At 69.9% G+C, this 16,856-nt stretch carries 17 protein-coding genes; 5 read left to right on the plus strand and 12 right to left on the minus strand.

Features of this window, described 5'->3' with window-relative positions:
* Positions 1-5: 5 nt before the first annotated feature.
* Both GH736_RS24885 and GH736_RS24890 read right to left on the minus strand, forming a co-directional pair.
* Complete coding sequence (locus GH736_RS24885; RefSeq protein ID WP_235933865.1) at positions 6-629, minus strand: ankyrin repeat domain-containing protein; 624 nt, start codon at positions 627-629, stop codon at positions 6-8.
* A gap of 5 nt (positions 630-634) precedes the next feature.
* Positions 635-1,000, minus strand: coding sequence for a hypothetical protein (locus GH736_RS24890; protein WP_235933866.1), 366 nt, complete (start codon positions 998-1,000; stop codon positions 635-637).
* An 82-nt stretch (positions 1,001-1,082) separates the two neighbouring features.
* On the opposite strand from GH736_RS24890, the gene GH736_RS06520 reads away from it, so the two are divergent.
* A complete protein-coding gene (locus tag GH736_RS06520; protein WP_159601380.1) occupies positions 1,083-1,256 on the plus strand; it encodes a nuclear transport factor 2-like protein in 174 nt (57 codons plus the stop codon).
* Between the two features lie 118 nt (positions 1,257-1,374).
* Here GH736_RS06520 and GH736_RS06525 read toward each other — a convergent pair whose 3' ends face one another.
* The 4 genes from GH736_RS06525 to GH736_RS06540 all read right to left on the minus strand — a co-directional run bounded on the left by GH736_RS06525 (position 1,375) and on the right by GH736_RS06540 (position 4,461).
* The gene (locus GH736_RS06525; RefSeq protein WP_159601382.1) at positions 1,375-2,541 is read right to left on the minus strand and encodes an RtcB family protein; all 1,167 of its coding nucleotides are present in this window, start codon (positions 2,539-2,541) and stop codon (positions 1,375-1,377) included.
* Positions 2,542-2,909: 368 nt separating this feature from the next.
* A complete protein-coding gene (locus tag GH736_RS06530; protein WP_159601384.1) occupies positions 2,910-3,341 on the minus strand; it encodes a DUF1761 domain-containing protein in 432 nt (143 codons plus the stop codon).
* A gap of 179 nt (positions 3,342-3,520) precedes the next feature.
* On the minus strand, positions 3,521-3,868 hold the full coding sequence (locus GH736_RS06535) for a gamma-glutamylcyclotransferase family protein (RefSeq protein WP_159601386.1): 348 nt from the start codon (positions 3,866-3,868) through the stop codon (positions 3,521-3,523).
* A gap of 26 nt (positions 3,869-3,894) precedes the next feature.
* On the minus strand, positions 3,895-4,461 hold the full coding sequence (locus GH736_RS06540) for a DUF1697 domain-containing protein (RefSeq protein ID WP_159601388.1): 567 nt from the start codon (positions 4,459-4,461) through the stop codon (positions 3,895-3,897).
* 117 nt (positions 4,462-4,578) lie between these two features.
* On the opposite strand from GH736_RS06540, the gene GH736_RS06545 reads away from it, so the two are divergent.
* Positions 4,579-5,034 (plus strand): hypothetical protein, encoded by a 456-nt coding sequence (locus tag GH736_RS06545; RefSeq protein ID WP_159601390.1) that lies wholly within the window; start codon positions 4,579-4,581, stop codon positions 5,032-5,034.
* 210 nt (positions 5,035-5,244) lie between these two features.
* On the opposite strand, the gene GH736_RS06550 is transcribed toward GH736_RS06545, so the two are convergent.
* On the minus strand, positions 5,245-5,610 hold the full coding sequence (locus GH736_RS06550) for a winged helix-turn-helix transcriptional regulator (protein WP_159601392.1): 366 nt from the start codon (positions 5,608-5,610) through the stop codon (positions 5,245-5,247).
* A 96-nt stretch (positions 5,611-5,706) separates the two neighbouring features.
* On the opposite strand from GH736_RS06550, the gene GH736_RS06555 reads away from it, so the two are divergent.
* On the plus strand, positions 5,707-6,597 hold the full coding sequence (locus GH736_RS06555; protein ID WP_159601394.1) for an SDR family oxidoreductase: 891 nt from the start codon (positions 5,707-5,709) through the stop codon (positions 6,595-6,597).
* Between the two features lie 75 nt (positions 6,598-6,672).
* Here GH736_RS06555 and GH736_RS06560 read toward each other — a convergent pair whose 3' ends face one another.
* From GH736_RS06560 to GH736_RS06575, 4 genes are all read right to left on the minus strand, one after another.
* Positions 6,673-7,722, minus strand: coding sequence for a glycoside hydrolase family protein (locus GH736_RS06560; protein ID WP_159601396.1), 1,050 nt, complete (start codon positions 7,720-7,722; stop codon positions 6,673-6,675).
* A 1-nt stretch (position 7,723) separates the two neighbouring features.
* Positions 7,724-8,626, minus strand: coding sequence for a carbohydrate ABC transporter permease (locus GH736_RS06565; RefSeq protein WP_159601398.1), 903 nt, complete (start codon positions 8,624-8,626; stop codon positions 7,724-7,726).
* Complete coding sequence (locus GH736_RS06570) at positions 8,623-9,597, minus strand: carbohydrate ABC transporter permease (protein ID WP_159601400.1); 975 nt, start codon at positions 9,595-9,597, stop codon at positions 8,623-8,625. The genes GH736_RS06565 and GH736_RS06570 overlap by 4 nt, the downstream gene beginning before the upstream one ends.
* A gap of 64 nt (positions 9,598-9,661) precedes the next feature.
* Positions 9,662-10,963, minus strand: coding sequence for an ABC transporter substrate-binding protein (locus GH736_RS06575; protein ID WP_159601402.1), 1,302 nt, complete (start codon positions 10,961-10,963; stop codon positions 9,662-9,664).
* 189 nt (positions 10,964-11,152) lie between these two features.
* On the opposite strand from GH736_RS06575, the gene GH736_RS06580 reads away from it, so the two are divergent.
* Together GH736_RS06580 and GH736_RS06585 are read left to right on the plus strand one after the other, a co-directional pair.
* Entirely contained in the window at positions 11,153-12,178 is a 1,026-nt protein-coding gene (locus GH736_RS06580) for a LacI family DNA-binding transcriptional regulator (protein ID WP_159601404.1), read from the plus strand.
* Between the two features lie 403 nt (positions 12,179-12,581).
* Positions 12,582-15,539 carry a discoidin domain-containing protein gene (locus GH736_RS06585; RefSeq protein WP_159601406.1) on the plus strand — a complete coding sequence of 986 codons (2,958 nt, stop codon included), beginning with the start codon at positions 12,582-12,584 and terminating at the stop codon, positions 15,537-15,539.
* 79 nt (positions 15,540-15,618) lie between these two features.
* Here GH736_RS06585 and GH736_RS06590 read toward each other — a convergent pair.
* Positions 15,619-16,856 (minus strand): hypothetical protein (locus GH736_RS06590; protein WP_159601408.1); only part of this gene is annotated, 1,238 nt, incomplete at its 5' end.

A 16,856-nucleotide genomic window follows, 5' to 3' on the forward strand; every position in this document is an offset into this window, starting at 1 on the left:
GCCCGCTATGACAGCAGGGTGGCGATCTCGGAGTAGCCGCGGGAACGGGCGTGCTCGAGCGGCGTGACGCCCTCGCGGTCGGCGATCGCGGCATCGGCGCCGGCCTCGAGCAGCACCCGCACGACCTGCTGGTGCCGCAGGCCCCCGTCGCCGAGGATCACGGCTTCGAGCAGGGCCGTCCAGCCGAGGTCGTTCACGTGGTTGACGTCGATGCCGGTCTGCAGCACCCGCCGGAGGTACTCGACATGACCGCGCTCAGCCGCCGGGATGATCGAGATGCCGCCGAAGCGGTTGCGGATCGTGAGGTCGGGATTCGCGGCCAGCAGGACCTCCGCCATCGCGACGCTGCCCGTGACACCGGTGACGAGCCATGGCGTATCGCTGCGGTCGTCGAGTGCGTCGGGGTCGGCCCCAGCCGCGACGAGCACCTTCGCTGCCTCGACATGATCCTCCGCGGCTGCCAGCAGCAGGGCCGTGCGCAGATGGGCGTCGCGCGCTTCGAGGTCGGCGCCCGCTCGCACGGCGAGGTCGACGGTGGCGGCATCGCCGGATGCCGCGGCGGCCAAGAGGGTTCCGTCGGGGTCGGCCAGCCGGGGTGCGGGGCTCTCGGGTTCGGGGGTCTGGGTCACGGGACCTACCGCTCGCCGAGCAGCAGCCCGCGCTGCGTCGTCTCGGCGCGGATCGTGTCGATGAACTCGCCGTAGGCGCTCTTGCTCTTGGCGTAGCCGATCGCGCCGCCCTTGACCGCGCCGAGCGCGCCGTCCTGGTCGAAGCGCAGCCACGTGTTGCCGTACTGGTCGACGCCGATGTCGAACGTGAACGAGATGTGGAACTTCTTGCCCGCCATCGCCCCCAGCAGCAGGGTCTTCGTGAGGTCGCCGCGCTCGAGCTTGATGCTGCTCTGCGTCGGCTGTGTCGCCACGTAGCCGAGGGCCTGCGCGATCGCGACCACGACCGGCACGGTCTGCTGGTCGTTGCCGGAGAGGATGAGTTCGGGCACGGCGATGGACTCCTTCTGCAGGGGGACGAGACGACGATATCGCGCCGTTGTGGGACGGTCGCACGCGCTTCAACATCGCTGCATGTCGGAGCCGGAGAGCGTCGCAGTGGTCAGGTCGTTCATGCAGGCGTTCCTCGAGCAGGATCGCGCGCGAGCCGAGGCGCTCATGGCCGACGACTTCGTGTTCACCAGCCCGCAGACGGAGGGTCGACCCGCAGGCGTGAGGTCACGTGAAATCACCTCTCCCTCGAAGTAGTCGGTGCCGAAGTGCCGAAGTGCCGGGCGATTCCAGGAGGAATGCACGTTCGACACGGCGGTGCGGATGCCGCGACCCGCACGCACGAGGCGCGCGAGCCGCGGCATCCGCTCGCCGGTCAGTCGCCCTTCACGTTGACGAGCTGACGCAGCTTGTGCCGGATCCGCACCAGCGACGCGGCATCCGCCATGACCTGGTCGATGGGCTTGTAGGCCTGCGGGATCTCGTCGACGAACGCGTCGGTGTCGCGGAACTCGATGCCGGTCATCGCCTCACGCAGCTGCTCGTGCGTGAAGGTCTGCCGCGCCTTCGTCCGCGAGAACGTGCGGCCCGCGCCGTGCGGCGACGAGTTCAGGGACATCGGATGCCCCAGTCCCTCGACGACGTACGACGCGGTGCCCATCGAGCCGGGGATGAGCCCGGGTCGACCGACATCCGCCTGGATCGCCCCCTTGCGGGAGACCCACACGCGCTTGCCGAAGTGGACCTCGCTCTCGGTGAAGTTGTGGTGGCAGTTGATGCGCTCCTGCTCCTGCACCGGCGTGCCGACCCACTCGCTCACCTGGCGGATGACGCGGTCCATCATCTCCTCCCGGTTGAGCAGCGCGAAGTGCTGGGCCCACCGCAGCTCGGCGATGTACCGCGTGAACTCCGGCGTGCCCTCGACGAGGTAGGCGAGGTCGGGGTCGGGCAGGTCGATCCACCACTGCGTCGCGAGCCGCTGCGCGACCCTGATGTGGTGCTGCGCGATCTTGTTGCCCACGCCCCGGCTGCCCGAGTGCAGGAACAGCCACACCGCGTCGGTCTCGTCGAGCGACACCTCGATGAAGTGGTTGCCGCTGCCGAGGGAGCCGAGCTGCTCGCGCCAGTTGCCCGCGTACGTCGCGGGGTCGAACCCCTTCACCTCGGCGAGCTTCTCGAGCTCGGCGATGCGGGGCACGGCGGTCGCGACGATCTTGCGGTTGTGCTTGCCCGCCGAGAGCGGGATGGCGCGCTCGATCTGCTCGCGTACCTCCCGCCGGTCGGTGGGCAGGTCGGACGCCCTGAACTGCGTCTTCACGGCGATCATGCCGCATCCGATGTCGACGCCGACCGCGGCCGGGATGATCGCCCCGAGCGTCGGAATGACCGACCCCACGGTGGCGCCGAGCCCCAGGTGCGCGTCGGGCATGAGCGCGAGGTGCGGGTAGATGAACGGCATCGTCGACGAGGTGCGGGCCTGCTCGACGGTCTTCTCGTCGATCAGGCTCGCCCACGAGACGAGCCGGTTGGTGAACTTCTGCATGTTCCTTTCCTGTCTGGTGCGGTTGCGTTGCGTTGATCCGGGGGCCCGAGGGCTCCCGTCGCGCGCAGACAGGAGAACACCCCGAGCCTCGAGCGGCACGGGGTGACGAGAATCGCGAGCGGATGCCGCGGCGGCGTCAGGGTGCCGGGTCGAGAACCTGGTCGAGTTCGCGATTGAGGCTGCGCTGGTCACGCTGCCCCATCGCGGGCTCGCCGAAGGAGGGCTTGGGCGTGCGCTGCAGATACACGTCGTGCCTTCCTGTGCCGGGTTCCGGGGATACCGCGCCGAGAGCGCAGCCTTCGAACCCTAGTGGGGCGGATGCCGCGGGGTCAACGTTTCTGGCGCCCCTCGTGTCTGCCGGTCGCGGCTCAGACCGTGCCGGCCGGCGGCCAGACGCCGATGATGATCGCCATGATGACGATCGTGACGAGCTCGTGGGCGATGTTCATCACCGTCAGCGACGACGGGCGGCCCTCGAAGACGTCGTGCGTGATGAATCGCGCGGCGGTGAAGCCCGCCCACAGGATCACCCCGGTGAGCAGGGCCGCCACCAGATAGCCGCCGCCGTAGAAGTGCCACGCGATCGTCGAGGCGCCCGCGAGCACCCACGCCGTGACGAAGCTCACGAGCACCGTGACGATGAGCGGCATCACCGCGCTCGCCCCAGGACGATCCATGTCGACGTTGGCGAGCTTCGCCCACCGGGTGCCGAACACGCCCCGCGCGTACCAGATCGCTCCGACGGCCATACTCGACGCCGTCGCCAGCAGCACCGCCCAGTAGTTGATCTCGGGGACCATGACCGCCTCCTCGCTGCGGCCCAGGCCGCGCATCATCGCGCGGCGCTGCCGCCGTGGTGCGCCGTCGCTGGGCGAGAGCGTACTCCTGGCGCGGTGTCGACGGGCGGCAGCGCGCCGGACGGTGTGCTGCGCTGCCCGACAGCGGGCGGTCGCGGCATCCGCTCAGCGCTGCGCCGCGATCACTGGGCCGCGTACACCCAGGCGTCACCGCCGGAGGCGAGCTTCGCGCGGACGCGGCGGTACTCGTCGACCTCGTAGTCGTCGGCCGCGGCGAGCTGCGCGGGGGTCACCTCGAGCACGGCCCCGTCGACGCGATCGGCGGGGTCGTCGGTGCGCTCCAGGATCGGATGTTCGGCCTGGCCGCTCAACGCGACGACGTCGGGATCGGCGATGCGCAGCATCCGGAGCCGCCACCCGGCGAGCGCGTCGTCGACCGTGGGCAGCTCGGTGCCGAAAAGCTCGCGTTGCACGGCGGGCAGGCGGAGGGTGCCGTAGCTGAAGAGGCGTTCGCGTTCGGTCGCGGGCATGGATCGAGGGTAGCGGCGGCGAGGAGTCAGCCCGCTCCATCCATCTCGTCGAGCTTCTCGAGCAGCTTGGTGCAGGTGCCCCAGGTGCGCACCGTCACCTGCTGGAAGACGGGCATCGCCATGAACTTCTGGATGCGGGTCTTCGTCGCGCGCGCGGCCACTCGCGAGAAGTAGATCGCGCCCGGTCCGGCGGCCACCGAGTCGACGCCCTCGCGCAGTTCGGGCATGTCGGCGAGGGCCGCTTCGGCGGTGAGCGGGTGCTTGAGGAAGAACACGTCGCTGCGCAGCTTCGGTGACCCGTGCCCCGTCGGGGCGGCCTCGATGGTTCGGGCGAGCTCGTCACGCGACCGGATCACGACGAGCAGCGGCATCCCGAACCGTTCCTCGAGCATCTCCTCGACGTCGGCTTCGAGCTTCGAACCGCGCGTGCGACCCGTGCCACCGGGCCGGAACAGCACGTTGCCGCTCTGCAGGTACGTGCTGACGTCCCGGAATCCCGCGTCGGTGAAGCACTCGACGAGTTCGGGCATGCGAATCGGATTCCGCCCGCCGACGTTGATGCCACGCAGCAGGGCGACGTGCGGTGCGGCCATGTGCACCTGACTACCAGAGCCGAGCGGATGCCGCGAGCCGCCCGTTGCCGCGACACTGTGCGCGGAGTAGATTCCCGAGCGTCCGAGGGGTGGAATTCGGCCGAAAGGATGATCGACATGGCTGATGAAGCAAGCGGCCTCGAAGCGACGGTCGAGATCACGGAGGGCGACGCCCCTGAGATCATGCGGATCGTGGCATCCGACGGCGAAGTCGACACCTACCTGGAGAGCGCCGGCGTCCCGCCGGAGGTCTTCGGCGACGAGACGGATGCCGCGACGGGTCATTGCGCACGCGAGCGCGCCGCGCTCGGCAGTGCCCTGCTGTACGCCGTGGAGGTCGGCGAGGTGACGGACGCCTCGGAATCCGGCGGCACCATGACCCTGTCGGCGTCGGCGGTCGGCTCGCTCATGGCCTCGCTGAGCGAGGTGAGCAACGAGGGGCTGCTGCTGGCCGGATGCCTCGAGAAGGAGCATCCGGATGCCGCGGGGCGGCTGCGTGAGACGTTCGAGCTGCTCGAGCTCGACGTCGACCGCCTCCGGCGCGCGATCGACCAGCGAACGACCGGCGCCTGACGACGACCTCGAGCTCACCACCTCGACCGCGAGCAGGTCGGGCAGGCCGCCCAGCACCAGGCCGATGAAGAACGGCCGACGTACCCGCCCGGCATCTGGTCGTGGTAGACACCCCAGTTCGAGCCGTCCCACCAGCGGTAGCGATTCGAGCCCTGCTCGAGGTGCCACCCGGCGGGCGACCCGGCCCCGTATGGGTTCGGCTGGGCGGGGTTATCGGACCGGGATCACCCGACCGGCGTTCGCCGCGACCCACTCGACGAGCGGCAGCATCCGGTCCATCAGGTCGCGGCCGAGGCCGGTGAGGGAGTACTCGACGCGCGGCGGCACCTCGGGGTAGGACCGGCGTTCGACCAGCCCGTCGGCCTCGAGCGTGCGCAACGTCGACGCGAGCATCTTCTCGCTGATGCCGTCGACCTCGCGGCGGAGCTCTCCCCAGCGATGTGTCCCGTCGGTCAGCGCGAGCAGCACGAGCACGCCCCACTTGCTCATGATGTGATCGAGGACGACGCGCGTCGGGCATCCCTCGGTGAAGACTTCTCCCGAGGTCTCGCGGATCTGCGCAAGACTTACCACCATGCGGGTACCTTACTTCAAAGTGGGTACACGTCCACGGGAAGGTTGGCTCGTGGCAACCGGTTGGCCCTTCATGAACGCAATCGGAAGGACCACATCATGACCATCCTCGTCACCGCAGCCTCCGGCCAGCTCGGCCGCCTCGTCGTCGACGCACTGCTCGAACGCGGCGCCCAGCCCGCCGATCTCGTCGCGAGCGCCCGCGACACCTCGAAGCTCGCAGACGTCGCGGCACGCGGCATCCGCACCGTCGAGCTCGACTACGCCCGACCCGAGACCATCGCGGACGCCCTCGGCGGCGTCGACACCGTGCTGCTCATCTCGGGGTCGGAGCCCGGCTCGCGCCTCGCCGGCCATCGCAACGTCATCGACGCGGCGAAGGCCGCGGGCGTCGCCAAGCTCGTCTACACGAGCGCACCCCAGGCGACCACCTTCGACTACGCACTCGGCGCCGACCACAAGGCCACCGAGGAGGCGATCGCCGCGTCGGGCGTTCCCGCCGTGATCGTGCGCCACAACTGGTACACCGAGAACTACGCGGCGGATGTCGCGCGCGCGGCCTCGACCGGCACCATCGCGGCATCCGTGGCCGACGGCCGCGTGGCCAGCGCCACCCGCGCCGACTTCGCCGCCGGCGACGCGGCCGTGCTGCTCGAAGACGGACACCTCGGCCAGGTCTACGAGTTCGGCGGCGACGTGGCGTGGAACTACGCCGAGCTCGCGGCTGCCGCCTCGGAGGTCGTCGGTCATCCGGTCGAGTACGCGTCGCTGAGCACCGACGAGCACGTGGCGGCGCTCGAGTCCGTCGGGCTCGACGCCGGCACGGCCGCCTTCGTCGCGGGCATCGACGACGCGATCCGCCGCGGCGTGCTCGACGTGCCGACCGGCACCCTGTCGCGGCTCATCGGCCGCCCGACGACCCCGCTCGTCGACGGGCTGCGCGCGGCGGTGCCGGCGCGGGAGCAGTCGGCGGACCAGTCGGCAGCCTGAGCGCGGGTCGCCTGACGCGGCGGGCGGCGGTGTGGGCGACGCCCTACCGCCGCCCGCGCCGCACGCGGCATCCGCTCAGGCGCGGTTCGTCGCCCGTGCGATGCCGCGCAGCTCCTGCTGCGCGTAGCCCGACACGAGCACCGGCTCCTCCTGCAACGCCACGGCCGTGTAGTAGTGCTCGAGGCGGCCGTTCCAGGTGATGACGGCGGGCTTGTGCGTGTGCAGCGAGTCGATCGATCCGGCAGGGCCCACGTCGAGCAGCACCTCGTCGGACTTCACCCAGGCGCGCAGGTCACGGCTCGTGGCGTAGCCCTCGCGGGCGTGCCCGTCGGTGGCGAGGCCGAAGTAGAACATGACCCAGACGTCGCCGTCGCGCAGCACGCAGGGGTCGGACGCGAAGCGCTCGTCGAAGGCGCCGGGCGCGCCGGCCGAGAGCACGGGGTTCAGTGCGTACCGCTCCCAGACCTCGAGATCCCGCGACACGGCGAGGCCGGTCTGCTCGATCCACGGCGGCGGCACGACGATCGAGCCGTAGTCGTCGACGTCCTTCGCGTTGTAGAAGACGTAGAAGAGGCCGTCGTGCTCCATGAGCCACGACTTGTAGAGTCCACCCCGCTCCCAAGCCCCTGCTCCGGCATCCGTCGGCGAGAGCACCCCGCCGACGCGCTCCCACGTGCGCAGGTCGCGGCTGCGGGCGAAGCCCACCGATGCCGGTCCGGTCTCGTACCCTGCGCCCGGATAGGCGTGGAACGTGCCGTAGTACCAGCCGTCGATGCGGCGCAGCTCCCCCGGCGAGGCGAGGTCGTTGTCGCGCACGATCGAGGTGAGCGCTGCGTTGTACTCGCGCAGCGGGTCGGCGGGGTCGCGCGGGAAGACGACCTCCCCTCGCGTCCAGGTGCCGCCGTCGTTCCAGGCCAGCGCGGTCTGGTAGCCGACGCCGTCCCAGCCGACGTAGGTCATGCCCTGCCGACCGTCGACCGAGAACACGAACGGGCAGTCGACGGCGTGGCTGTCGAACGCGCCCTCGACGAACGACGGCCGGATCACGAGCCGGTCCTCGCGCAGTGGCGTGGCGACGCGGTCGGTCGGGAAGTCGAGCGGCTGCGAGGTGATGGTGTCGGTCATGTCACTTTCCTGTGCCGGCGACGAGGCCGGAGACGTAGTAGCGCTGGAGGAGGATGAACAAGATGACGCAGGGGAGCATCGTGACCGTGATGCCGGCCTGCAGCGCGCCCCAGTCGATGGTGTTGAGCGGCCCGTTCTGCGCGTTCACGAGCGCGATGGGGAGCGTGAAGCTGGGGTTGTTGTTGAGCAGCACGAGCGCGGCGAGGAACTCGTTCCACGCGGCGAGGAACGCGAACAGCGCGACCGTGACGACCCCCGGTGCCACCAGCGGCAGGATGACGCGGGGCAGCGCCGTGAACTTCGAGCAGCCGTCGAGCTCGGCGGCCTCGATGAGCTCGTCGGGCACGCTCTCGAACGAGTTGCGCATCATGTAGATCGCGAACGGCATCTGGAACGTCGCATAGATGAGCGCCAGCCCGAACAGCGAGTTCGTGAGACCGAACCACACCATCACGGTGAACAGCGACACGAGCAGCGCCGGGTACGGCACCAGCAGCATGCCGATCGTCACACCGAAGAACACGTTCTGCCCGCGGAACCGGTAGCGCGCGAGGGCGTACCCCGCGAGCACCGCGGCCACGGTGGTGATGACGACGGTCATCGACGTGACGGCCACGGAGTTCATCACGTAACCGAGCAGCGACGAGCCCGAGCTGTCGAGCTTGGCGAAGTTCTCGAGCGTGAACGCCGACGGCCACCACACCGGCGGCGAGGCGTTCGCCTCGGTGGCCGACTTGAACGCGCCGACCGTCGTCCACACGATGGGGAACGCGAACAGGGCGGCGAGCACGATGGCGATGACGATGCGCGCGGGGTTGCGCGAGCGGTCCTGCGCCTGGATCCGGGAGCGACGGATGCGTCGTGGCGACGCGGCGGCCGTCGGTGTGAGCGTCTGGGCGGTCATGGCTTCGCCTTCCTTCCGCGCTGGAGCTGCACCTGGGCGATCGAGATGATCGCCATGATGAGCACCACGACGACCGCGACCGCGGCGGCGTAGCCGCGGTTCAGCGCGACGAACGCGGCGTTGTAGAGGTAGTAGACGACGGTGACGGTCGAGCCGTCGGGGCCGCCCTTGGTCATCGTGTAGAACTGGTCGAACGCGAGGAACGTGGTCGTCACGGTGAGCAGGATGACGAGCGAGAGCGGCTTCACGATGAGCGGCAGCGTGATGCGGGTGAGCGTCGTCCATGCCCTCGCGCCGTCGAGCTTGGCCGCCTCGTACACCTCGGGTGGGATCGAGTCCATGCCGGTGATCAGCACGAGCATCGCGAGGCCGACGGTCTTCCAGATCGTCATCACCACGACGACGGCGAGCGTCGTGGTGGGCTCGGCGAACCAGTCGGTGCCGCCCGGAGCGAGGCCGAGCTTCGCGAACAGGTCGGGCAGCACGCCGGTGCGGGCGTTGGCCATCGAGAGCCAGAGCAGGCCGGCCGGCGCGAAGCCGATGGTGACCGGCGCGAACAGCAGGGCCCGCACGGCCGTGCGGCCCGCGAACTTCGGCCGCACGAGCAGCGCGAGGCCGAGCGAGAGCAGGATGCCGAGCACCGAGGCGACCACCGTGTAGCTGACGGTGAACAGCACCGCCTCGCCGAATTTCGGGTCGGAGAGCACCCCGGTGTAGTTGTCGAGTCCAACCGGCGCCGGCATGCCGAACGTCGGCCAGTCGAAGAACGACATCCAGATCGTCAGGCCGAACGGCAGTACGAAGAACAGTGCGATGAGGATGGCCGCGGGGGCGGCGAGCGCCCACCCCTGGAGGCCTTCGCTGCGACGACGGCGTGACCGCCCCGAGCGTGCGACCGATGGGGCCGATCCGCCAGGCGTGGCGCGCGTCGCCGCCGGGTCGGGCGGGCTGAGGACTGCGGTGTGGGACATGGTGGTTCCGTTCCGAGAGTCGGGGGTCCCGGACGCCGGCGTGCCGGCGCCGGGACCCGCCGGGCTACTGCGTGATGGCGTCGGCCGCTTTCTGGGCCTGCTTGGTGGCCTCGGCCGGGTCCGCCCCGTTGAAGACGACGGACTGGAACATCTCGAGGAACGGCCCCTGGGCGCTGGCCACGACCTCGTTGTAGAAGGGAGACACGTAGGTCTGGCCCTGCTTCACGAGTTCTGCCGGCACGCTGAACTGCTCGCCGAGGGACTCGGGCGTCGTGACATCCGTGCGCGGCGGCAGGGCCGGCAGGTTGTAGTAGACGTCCTCGGAGGTCTCGGGCGAGGTCAGCCACTGGATGAAGTCCCACGCCTCGGCCGGGTGCTTCGTCGTCTTGGTGATCGCCGCGACGTCGCCGCCCGAGAAGGTGGCGAACTGGCCGTCCTCCGCCCCGGGGATCGGCGCGAGGCCGAACTCGAACGTCGGGTCGGTGCCGAGCGTCGCCGTGTTCACTCCGTTGCCGCCCGCGAAGTCGATGCCGACCTTGCCCGAGGCGAACACCGAGAAGAAGCCGTCGCCCGTGTCGGTCTTCGACGTGTCGGGAAGGTCGCCGTTCTCGTAGAGCTGCTGCATGAACGCGAGCGCGTCCTGCGTGGCCTGGTTGTCGAAGTCGAACGATCCGTCCTCCTTCACGACCTCGGCGCCCTGCGCCCAGATTGTGGGGGTGAAGTCGTAGGCGAGGCATCCGGTGCAGCCGCCCGAGATGTAGAAGCCCTGGTTGCCGTCGCCGAGCGCGGTGATCGCGTCGGCCGCCTCGAGGATGCCGTCCCACGTCGTCGGCGGGTTCTCGGGATCGAGGCCGGCCTGGCGGAACAGGTCCTTGTTGTACACGTAGAGCGAGGTGTCGGCGACGTAGGGCACGCCGTAGACGCGGCCGTCGGCGGTCGACGCCTGCACGTGGGCGGGCGCCAGGTTGTCGAGAGCGCCCGAGTCATCGAGCAGGTCGGTGAGGTCGAGCGCGGCGCCCGACTGCACGATCTGCGGCATGAAGACGAGGTCGGCGGCGAGGATGTCGGGCAGCGACCCCGACTGCGAGGCGGCGGCGAACTTCGTCACGTACTGGTCGGCCGGCACGTGCGTGATCTCGACCTGGTTGTCGTGGGTGGCGTTGTACTGCTCGACGACGGCGTCGGTCACGGCCTCGTTGCCGGGGCGCACCCACAGCGTCAGCGTCGCGCCCGAGTCCTCGGCGGTGAGGTTCTCGGCTGCGGCTGCGTTGCCGGATGCCCCGGTTCCGCAGCCGGTGAGGAGGAGGGAGGTGATCGCGGCACCGACCGCGAGCGCGGCGGCCGTCGACCGGTTCGGTCGTTTCATGGGGAACTCCGTTGTCAGTGATGAACGAGCCCGCCTGCAGCGGGTGCGGAACCGGATCGGCAAATTCCGCAAAGGGTTGCGGTTTCCGACCATAACGTTTCAATACTGATTCCGCAATCCCCGAGATGATGCCGATCGTGTCGGTTGCCGCGGTGGAAAAGTTTCCGTCGGGGCCGGTAGAGTGCTCCTGTGACCACCCAAGACGCGAATTCCCGACGCCGAGTGACCGCCGGCGACGTCGCCGCGCGCGCCGGCGTCTCCATCTCGACCGTGTCGAAGGCGCTCTCCGGCAAGGGGGCGGTGCGCTACGAGACGAAGCAGCGCATCCTCGCCGCCGCGCGGGAATTGAACTTCCAGACGAACCAGGTCGCCGCGAGCCTCTTCACCGGCAAGACGAACACCATCGGCGTCATCACGAGCGATCGCTTCGGCCGCCTCACGGTGCCGGTGCTGCTCGGGGCCATCGAAGCGCTCGCCGAGCACGAGATCGCCCTCGTGCTCTGCGACGGGCGGGGCGACCCGATCCGGGAGCAGTACTTCGTCGACTCGTTCCTCCGGCGCCGCGTCGACGGCATTCTCGTGACCGGCGCGGGCGGGTTCTCCCGCGACAGCCTGCGACCCGACCTGCCGGTCCCGGTCGTCTACGCCATGGCGTGGTCGCGCGACGACCGCGACACGTCGGTCGTGCCCGACGACGGCGAGGGCGCGCGGACCGCCGCGCGCCACATGCTCTCCACCGGGCGCGAGCAGCTGGTCTTCATCTCCGGACCGCAGCGCGATGACGCCTCGCGGGTGCGGCTCGCGGCGACCGAGGAAGTGCTGGCCGGTCGCGACCTGCGACTCGTGCACGAGCCGCTCTTCGGCGACTGGACCGAGCGTTGGGGTCGGCAGGCGATCAAGCAGGTGCTGCTCTCGGGTGTCGCGTTCGACGGCGTCATCTGCGCGAGCGACCAGATCGCCCGCGGGGTCACCGAGGCGCTCCGCGAGGCCGACGTCGACGTGCCCGGCGCCGTCGGCGTCATCGGCTTCGACAACTGGGACGTCATGGTCGAGGCGAGCCGCCCTCCGCTCTCGACGATCGACATGAGCCTCCACGAGGTGGGCAGCGCGGCCGCCGAGGCACTCATCGCCGCCATCGACACCGGCGAGCTCGAGCCCGGCATCCGGCGCATCGACTGCCAGCTGGTGCCGCGGGAGTCCACCTCCGTCGCCTGACGCGCGCACCCCGCACCGCACCGCACCGCACTCCGACGCCGTCCCGGGCCAGCCCTGGGGCGGCGTCGTCGTCTGCGGCCCGATCTCTGTGGTTTCTGCGTTCGACGGAAAGTTCATGGAAAAGATTGACAGAAACCGCAACGGCTTGCCATAGTGCTCATGACCCGGCCTCGAAGCGGAGATCCCGCGAGGGCACGGGCATCCGGATGCCGCTGGCGACCGGTGCGGCGAGCACGAAGGTGTGCGGCGCATCGTCGACGGCGAGCATCCGTCGGACCGCCCCGGTCGCGCACGCCGGCGTGTACCCGCCTTGGCGTGGTCCGTTCCATCACACCCGTTCACCACCGCCCACGATCGGCGTCGCTCGGCGACGCCCCCGGGCGGCGACTGAGGAGCACGGCACATGACACCGTCCCGTTCACCCCGATCCGCGCGCCGACGGCGCGCCCTGACCACGGCGATCGCCGCCGCCGGGATCGCGGCATCCATCGGCGCCGGAGGGCTGGCGCCGGCCTTCGGGGAACCCGCCGCCGCCGCGTCGGGACCCGCACCGACGCGCGACATCTCGAACGACCCGGCGGCGAAGAGGCTGACCCTCACCGATGGCGGCCTCCGCATGGTCGTGGCCTACGGTGGCGGCGCCGCGATCACCTCGTTCACGCTCGACGGCACCGAACTGCTGGCCGACGGAATCTCGAGCACCGTCCAGCTCGCGGCATCCGGAACCGAGCTCGACAGCCGCACGCTCGCGGCCGACCCCTCCGTGAAGGTGCACGGCAAGGGCGTCGACGTCGCGTTCCACATGCAGTCCGACGAGGTCGTGATCGACGAGACGTGGTCGTTCGACCTCGGCCTCGACGGCATCGACCTCGAGGTCGCGCGCGAGTACGACTGGGCCGAGGGCGCGACGCCCGAGATCACGCACAACGGCCAGCTCGAGATCGGGTGGGCGCGAGTCTGGGACAACATCCGCCGCCCTGCCGACGGCGGCAACCTGCCCATCGGCAACGCGTACACCGGCCACGACGGGTTCTTCCTGAACCAGCCCAACGATCGCTACGGCGTCGAGCAGGGCCAGTTCGTGCTGCTCCGGAACGAGGGTCGGCAGGCCCTCGCGGTCGATGCCACGAGCGATCGGCGGCTCGCCACGGAGTTCGCGTACAGCGAGGGACGCCTCGCACAAGAGACGCAGGTGAGCGCCGAGGACGGCTGGGACTACGTCCTCGGCACCAAGGAGAGTGGCTTCGTCTACAGCGGGCACACCGGCAACGGTGTCGACACGCTGATCTACGAGCCGGTGACCACCGCCGCTGCCCAGCGCGACGTCGTCGACTTCTCGTTCTCGGCCGCCGACTACGACACCTATTACGACCTCGGCGAGGTCAACGGCGTCGCAGACCCGGCCGCGCTCACCTCGCTGCTCAACGACTTCGGCCGCTCGGGCGTCGTCGACACCGGGTACGGCATGTCGACCGTTGGCCTGCGGTACCTCGGCACCGGACCGTACGACCTGGCCCTGTCGAACCCGACCGTGTTCGGCTACTTCGACCCGGCGATGACGCAGTCGCAGCAGAACCTGCTCACCTACTTCAGCGAGTATGCGCAGGGGTCGAACGGCCACATGTACGGCCGCACCTACCGCCGGACGAACCCGTGGGGCGACAACTCGCTCGCCGACTCCGACCCCGCCTACGCCGCGGCTGCTGCCGAGCTCTACGAGTACACCGGCGATGAGGAGTGGCTGGGTTCGATCAGGGACTCGGTGCGCCGGTCGATCGACTTCATGCTGCAGCAGCGCTACGACGCGGCATCCGGGCTGTTCAAGAACGACATCGAGGACTGCACCTCCAAGAAGTCGCTGCGCGAATGGAACGACGCCTTCTACGTGCACGGTCGCAGCGGTTACGTGAACGAGCTGATGTACCGGGCGCTCGATCTCTGGAGCGCCATCGAACGCGACGTGTACGGCGACACCGGGCGCGCCGACTCGTACGCCGCCACGGCCGCCCAGCTCAAGGAGCAGTTCAACAAGGACACCGCCGATGGCGGGCTCTGGGACCCGAAGATGGGCATGTTCGCCTACTGGCTGTGCCCCGACGGCACGCCGCAGGCGTCGGTGAAGCACACGCAGCTCAACCTCCAGGCCGTCGCGTTCGGCATGGTCGACCTCGACCGCGGCCGCGCGATCCTCGACGGACTCGACGTGGAGATGCAGAAGAACCGGCTCCCGATGATTCCGCAGAACTTCTACCCGATCCTGCCGAACACCGAGGAGTGGAGCGGCGACCACTTCCAGTCGGGCCTCGAGGACGGCCCGATCTACCCCTTCATGACCGAGATGTACATGCGGGCGGCCAACGTCGTCGGCGAGCGTCAGCGGTCACTGACCTACCTCGACAACACCCTCGCGCGGTACACGGAGGACGGCTTCAACGGCTGGAGCTTCCTCGACTGGTCACTGAAGAAGCGGCTCGGTGAGGCCTGGTTCCCGACGAACGCGAACGCCGCCGGCGGCGTGTACACGTCGATGCTCGGCATCCGCCCGACCGCCGACGGCGTGACGATCGCACCGAACTTCCCTGCGGCCATGAACGGCAGCTCGGTGACGAAGACGATCCACGACTCGGACACCCTGACCGTCACGTACCACTCGGTACTCGACCAGACCGTGCGGTATCGCACGGAGGACGAGGACCAGCACGTGACGCTGCAGTGGTCGGGCCAGGAACCCGGCGCGAGCTACACCGTCCGCGTCGGCAACGCCACCCACGAGGTGGCCGCCGACGACCAGGGGGTCGTGCGCTACCAGCTCGAGAGCTCGTCGGCCGAACGGCGCGTGACGCTCATCGACGGCGACGCCGACGGCTTCGTGCTCGACTCGGAGGTGCCCGCCGACCTCGCGCTCAACGCACCGGTGACGGTGAGCAGCTCGGGGCTCGCGAACGACCGCTTCTCGGCTCCGTTCGCGACCGACGGCGCCCGCTTCAGCACCGACCCGTCGTCGGGCTGGTCGAGCGACTCGCAACTGGGCGCGAACCACGCCGAGTGGATCTCACTCGACCTCGGCACGACGACCTCGGTCGGCCGGGTCGACCTGCTGCCGCGCAATTACGACGGCCGCGACATCGGCAAGGGGTTCCCCGTCGACTTCACGATCGAGACCTCGACCGACGGCGTCACGTGGGCGCCCGCGGCATCCGAGACCGGCTACGCGCAGCCGACGACATTCGATGTGCCGTCGTTCACCTTCGACCCGCGCGACGCTCGCTACGTGCGCGTGACGGGAACGTCGCTCCGGCAGACGGACGGCGGGTATCGGATGCAACTCGCCGAGATCGAGGTGTTCGCGCCGGCCGGGTAGGTCTAGCGAGCGCACGGCCGTGGGGGGCCGGCGGGGTCGGTGGCGTGAGCTGCCGGCCCCGCTGCCGCATGCGACGGCCTCAGTGGTCGGCGAGCAGCTCCCGCGCCTGCCGGTACCGCTCGCCGAGCACCACCTGCGTGTCGTAGTCGAGGCGGCGCATGCGCCAGGGGGCGGCATTGTCGTCGATCGCCGCGAGCTTCACGCGGCGCGCGACCGGGTGGCGGCGGATGCGGGCGTGGAACTCGTCGTCGGCGACATCCGGCGTGCGCGTGAGCAGGTGCACGACCTCGACGATCTCGGGCAGGACGCCCGCCTCGAGGAGCTCCTGGGCCGTCACGACCGTGCCCTCGAGCACCTCGTGCAGCCACGCGGATGCCGCGGCGATCGGGTCGCCGACCGGGTCGAAGCGCTCGGCGACGCGGCCGGGGTGGTCGATGTAGGCGGCGCCGACCCGGTCGACCTGACCGCGGTGCGCGACGAACGCGATGCCCTTCGCGAGCGACACCTGCGCGACGGCGTCGAGCATCGGCTGTGCGACGGTGTCGAGCGTCGGCTGCGATTCGTCGCCGGCGGTCGGGGCGGATGCCTCGGCTGCGACCTGCTCGTACGTCGTCGTGGATCCCATCATCACGGCCTCGAACTCCTCAATCGTCCAGTCGGGCAGGTCGCCCGCGTCGTCGTCGTCATCGTCGTCATCGGTGGTCGTCGCGGTCTCGGTCTCGGTCGTCATCGTTTCGGTCGCGGGATGCGGGGGCGGAGCGGCATCCGTCAGCGGCAGTTCAGCCGGCGGCGCGGCAACCGGCTCGAACGGTGTCTCAGCGACGGGCGCAACCGGCTCTGCCGGTTGCGCGAGGTCCGGGGCATCCGTCTCATCGGGTTGCGTGCGGCGCGCCTCGACCGGCTCTGAGGAATGCACGAGGTCCGAGGCATCCGACTCATCCGCGTACGTGAGGCGCGCCTCACTCGGCACATCGGGCGGCTCGATCTCGAGCAGCGGGTCGCGGCCGCGCACCGAGCGCACGAAGCGCAACTCGGCCTCGAGCTCGCCCATCTCGCGGTCGTCGAGCTCGAGCATCGAACGTGCGCCGCTCTCGCGGAGGAGGTCGAAGTAGTCCTCCTCGACCTCGGTCAGGCGCCGACCGTCGGCGGTCGTGAAGTAGCGGCGACGCCCCGCATCGGAGACGGCGACGATCACCTCGACGAACTCGCCGTCGGGCTCCATGCAGCAGAGGTAATAGCGCTGGATGTCGGCGCGGCCGGCATCGGCTGCCGCAGCGGCGCCCGCCCGGGCAGGCTCGGCGCGCGCCGCCTCAGGCT

The sequence above is a fragment of the Agromyces humi genome (genome assembly GCF_009720255.1).
GTDB lineage: Bacteria > Actinomycetota > Actinomycetes > Actinomycetales > Microbacteriaceae > Agromyces > Agromyces humi.

Coding starts and splice junctions, on each gene's coding strand:
- GH736_RS06565 (WP_159601398.1), bottom strand. CDS start 8,626: ATGACCGCCCAGACGCTCACACCGACGGCCGCCGCGTCGCCACGACGC.
- GH736_RS06560 (WP_159601396.1), bottom strand. CDS start 7,722: ATGACCGACACCATCACCTCGCAGCCGCTCGACTTCCCGACCGACCGC.
- GH736_RS06545 (WP_159601390.1), top strand. CDS start 4,579: ATGGCTGATGAAGCAAGCGGCCTCGAAGCGACGGTCGAGATCACGGAG.
- GH736_RS06535 (WP_159601386.1), bottom strand. CDS start 3,868: ATGCCCGCGACCGAACGCGAACGCCTCTTCAGCTACGGCACCCTCCGC.
- GH736_RS06570 (WP_159601400.1), bottom strand. CDS start 9,597: ATGTCCCACACCGCAGTCCTCAGCCCGCCCGACCCGGCGGCGACGCGC.
- GH736_RS06555 (WP_159601394.1), top strand. CDS start 5,707: ATGACCATCCTCGTCACCGCAGCCTCCGGCCAGCTCGGCCGCCTCGTC.
- GH736_RS06520 (WP_159601380.1), top strand. CDS start 1,083: ATGTCGGAGCCGGAGAGCGTCGCAGTGGTCAGGTCGTTCATGCAGGCG.
- GH736_RS06585 (WP_159601406.1), top strand. CDS start 12,582: ATGACACCGTCCCGTTCACCCCGATCCGCGCGCCGACGGCGCGCCCTG.
- GH736_RS06575 (WP_159601402.1), bottom strand. CDS start 10,963: ATGAAACGACCGAACCGGTCGACGGCCGCCGCGCTCGCGGTCGGTGCC.
- GH736_RS06530 (WP_159601384.1), bottom strand. CDS start 3,341: ATGGTCCCCGAGATCAACTACTGGGCGGTGCTGCTGGCGACGGCGTCG.
- GH736_RS06525 (WP_159601382.1), bottom strand. CDS start 2,541: ATGCAGAAGTTCACCAACCGGCTCGTCTCGTGGGCGAGCCTGATCGAC.
- GH736_RS06550 (WP_159601392.1), bottom strand. CDS start 5,610: ATGGTGGTAAGTCTTGCGCAGATCCGCGAGACCTCGGGAGAAGTCTTC.
- GH736_RS06540 (WP_159601388.1), bottom strand. CDS start 4,461: ATGGCCGCACCGCACGTCGCCCTGCTGCGTGGCATCAACGTCGGCGGG.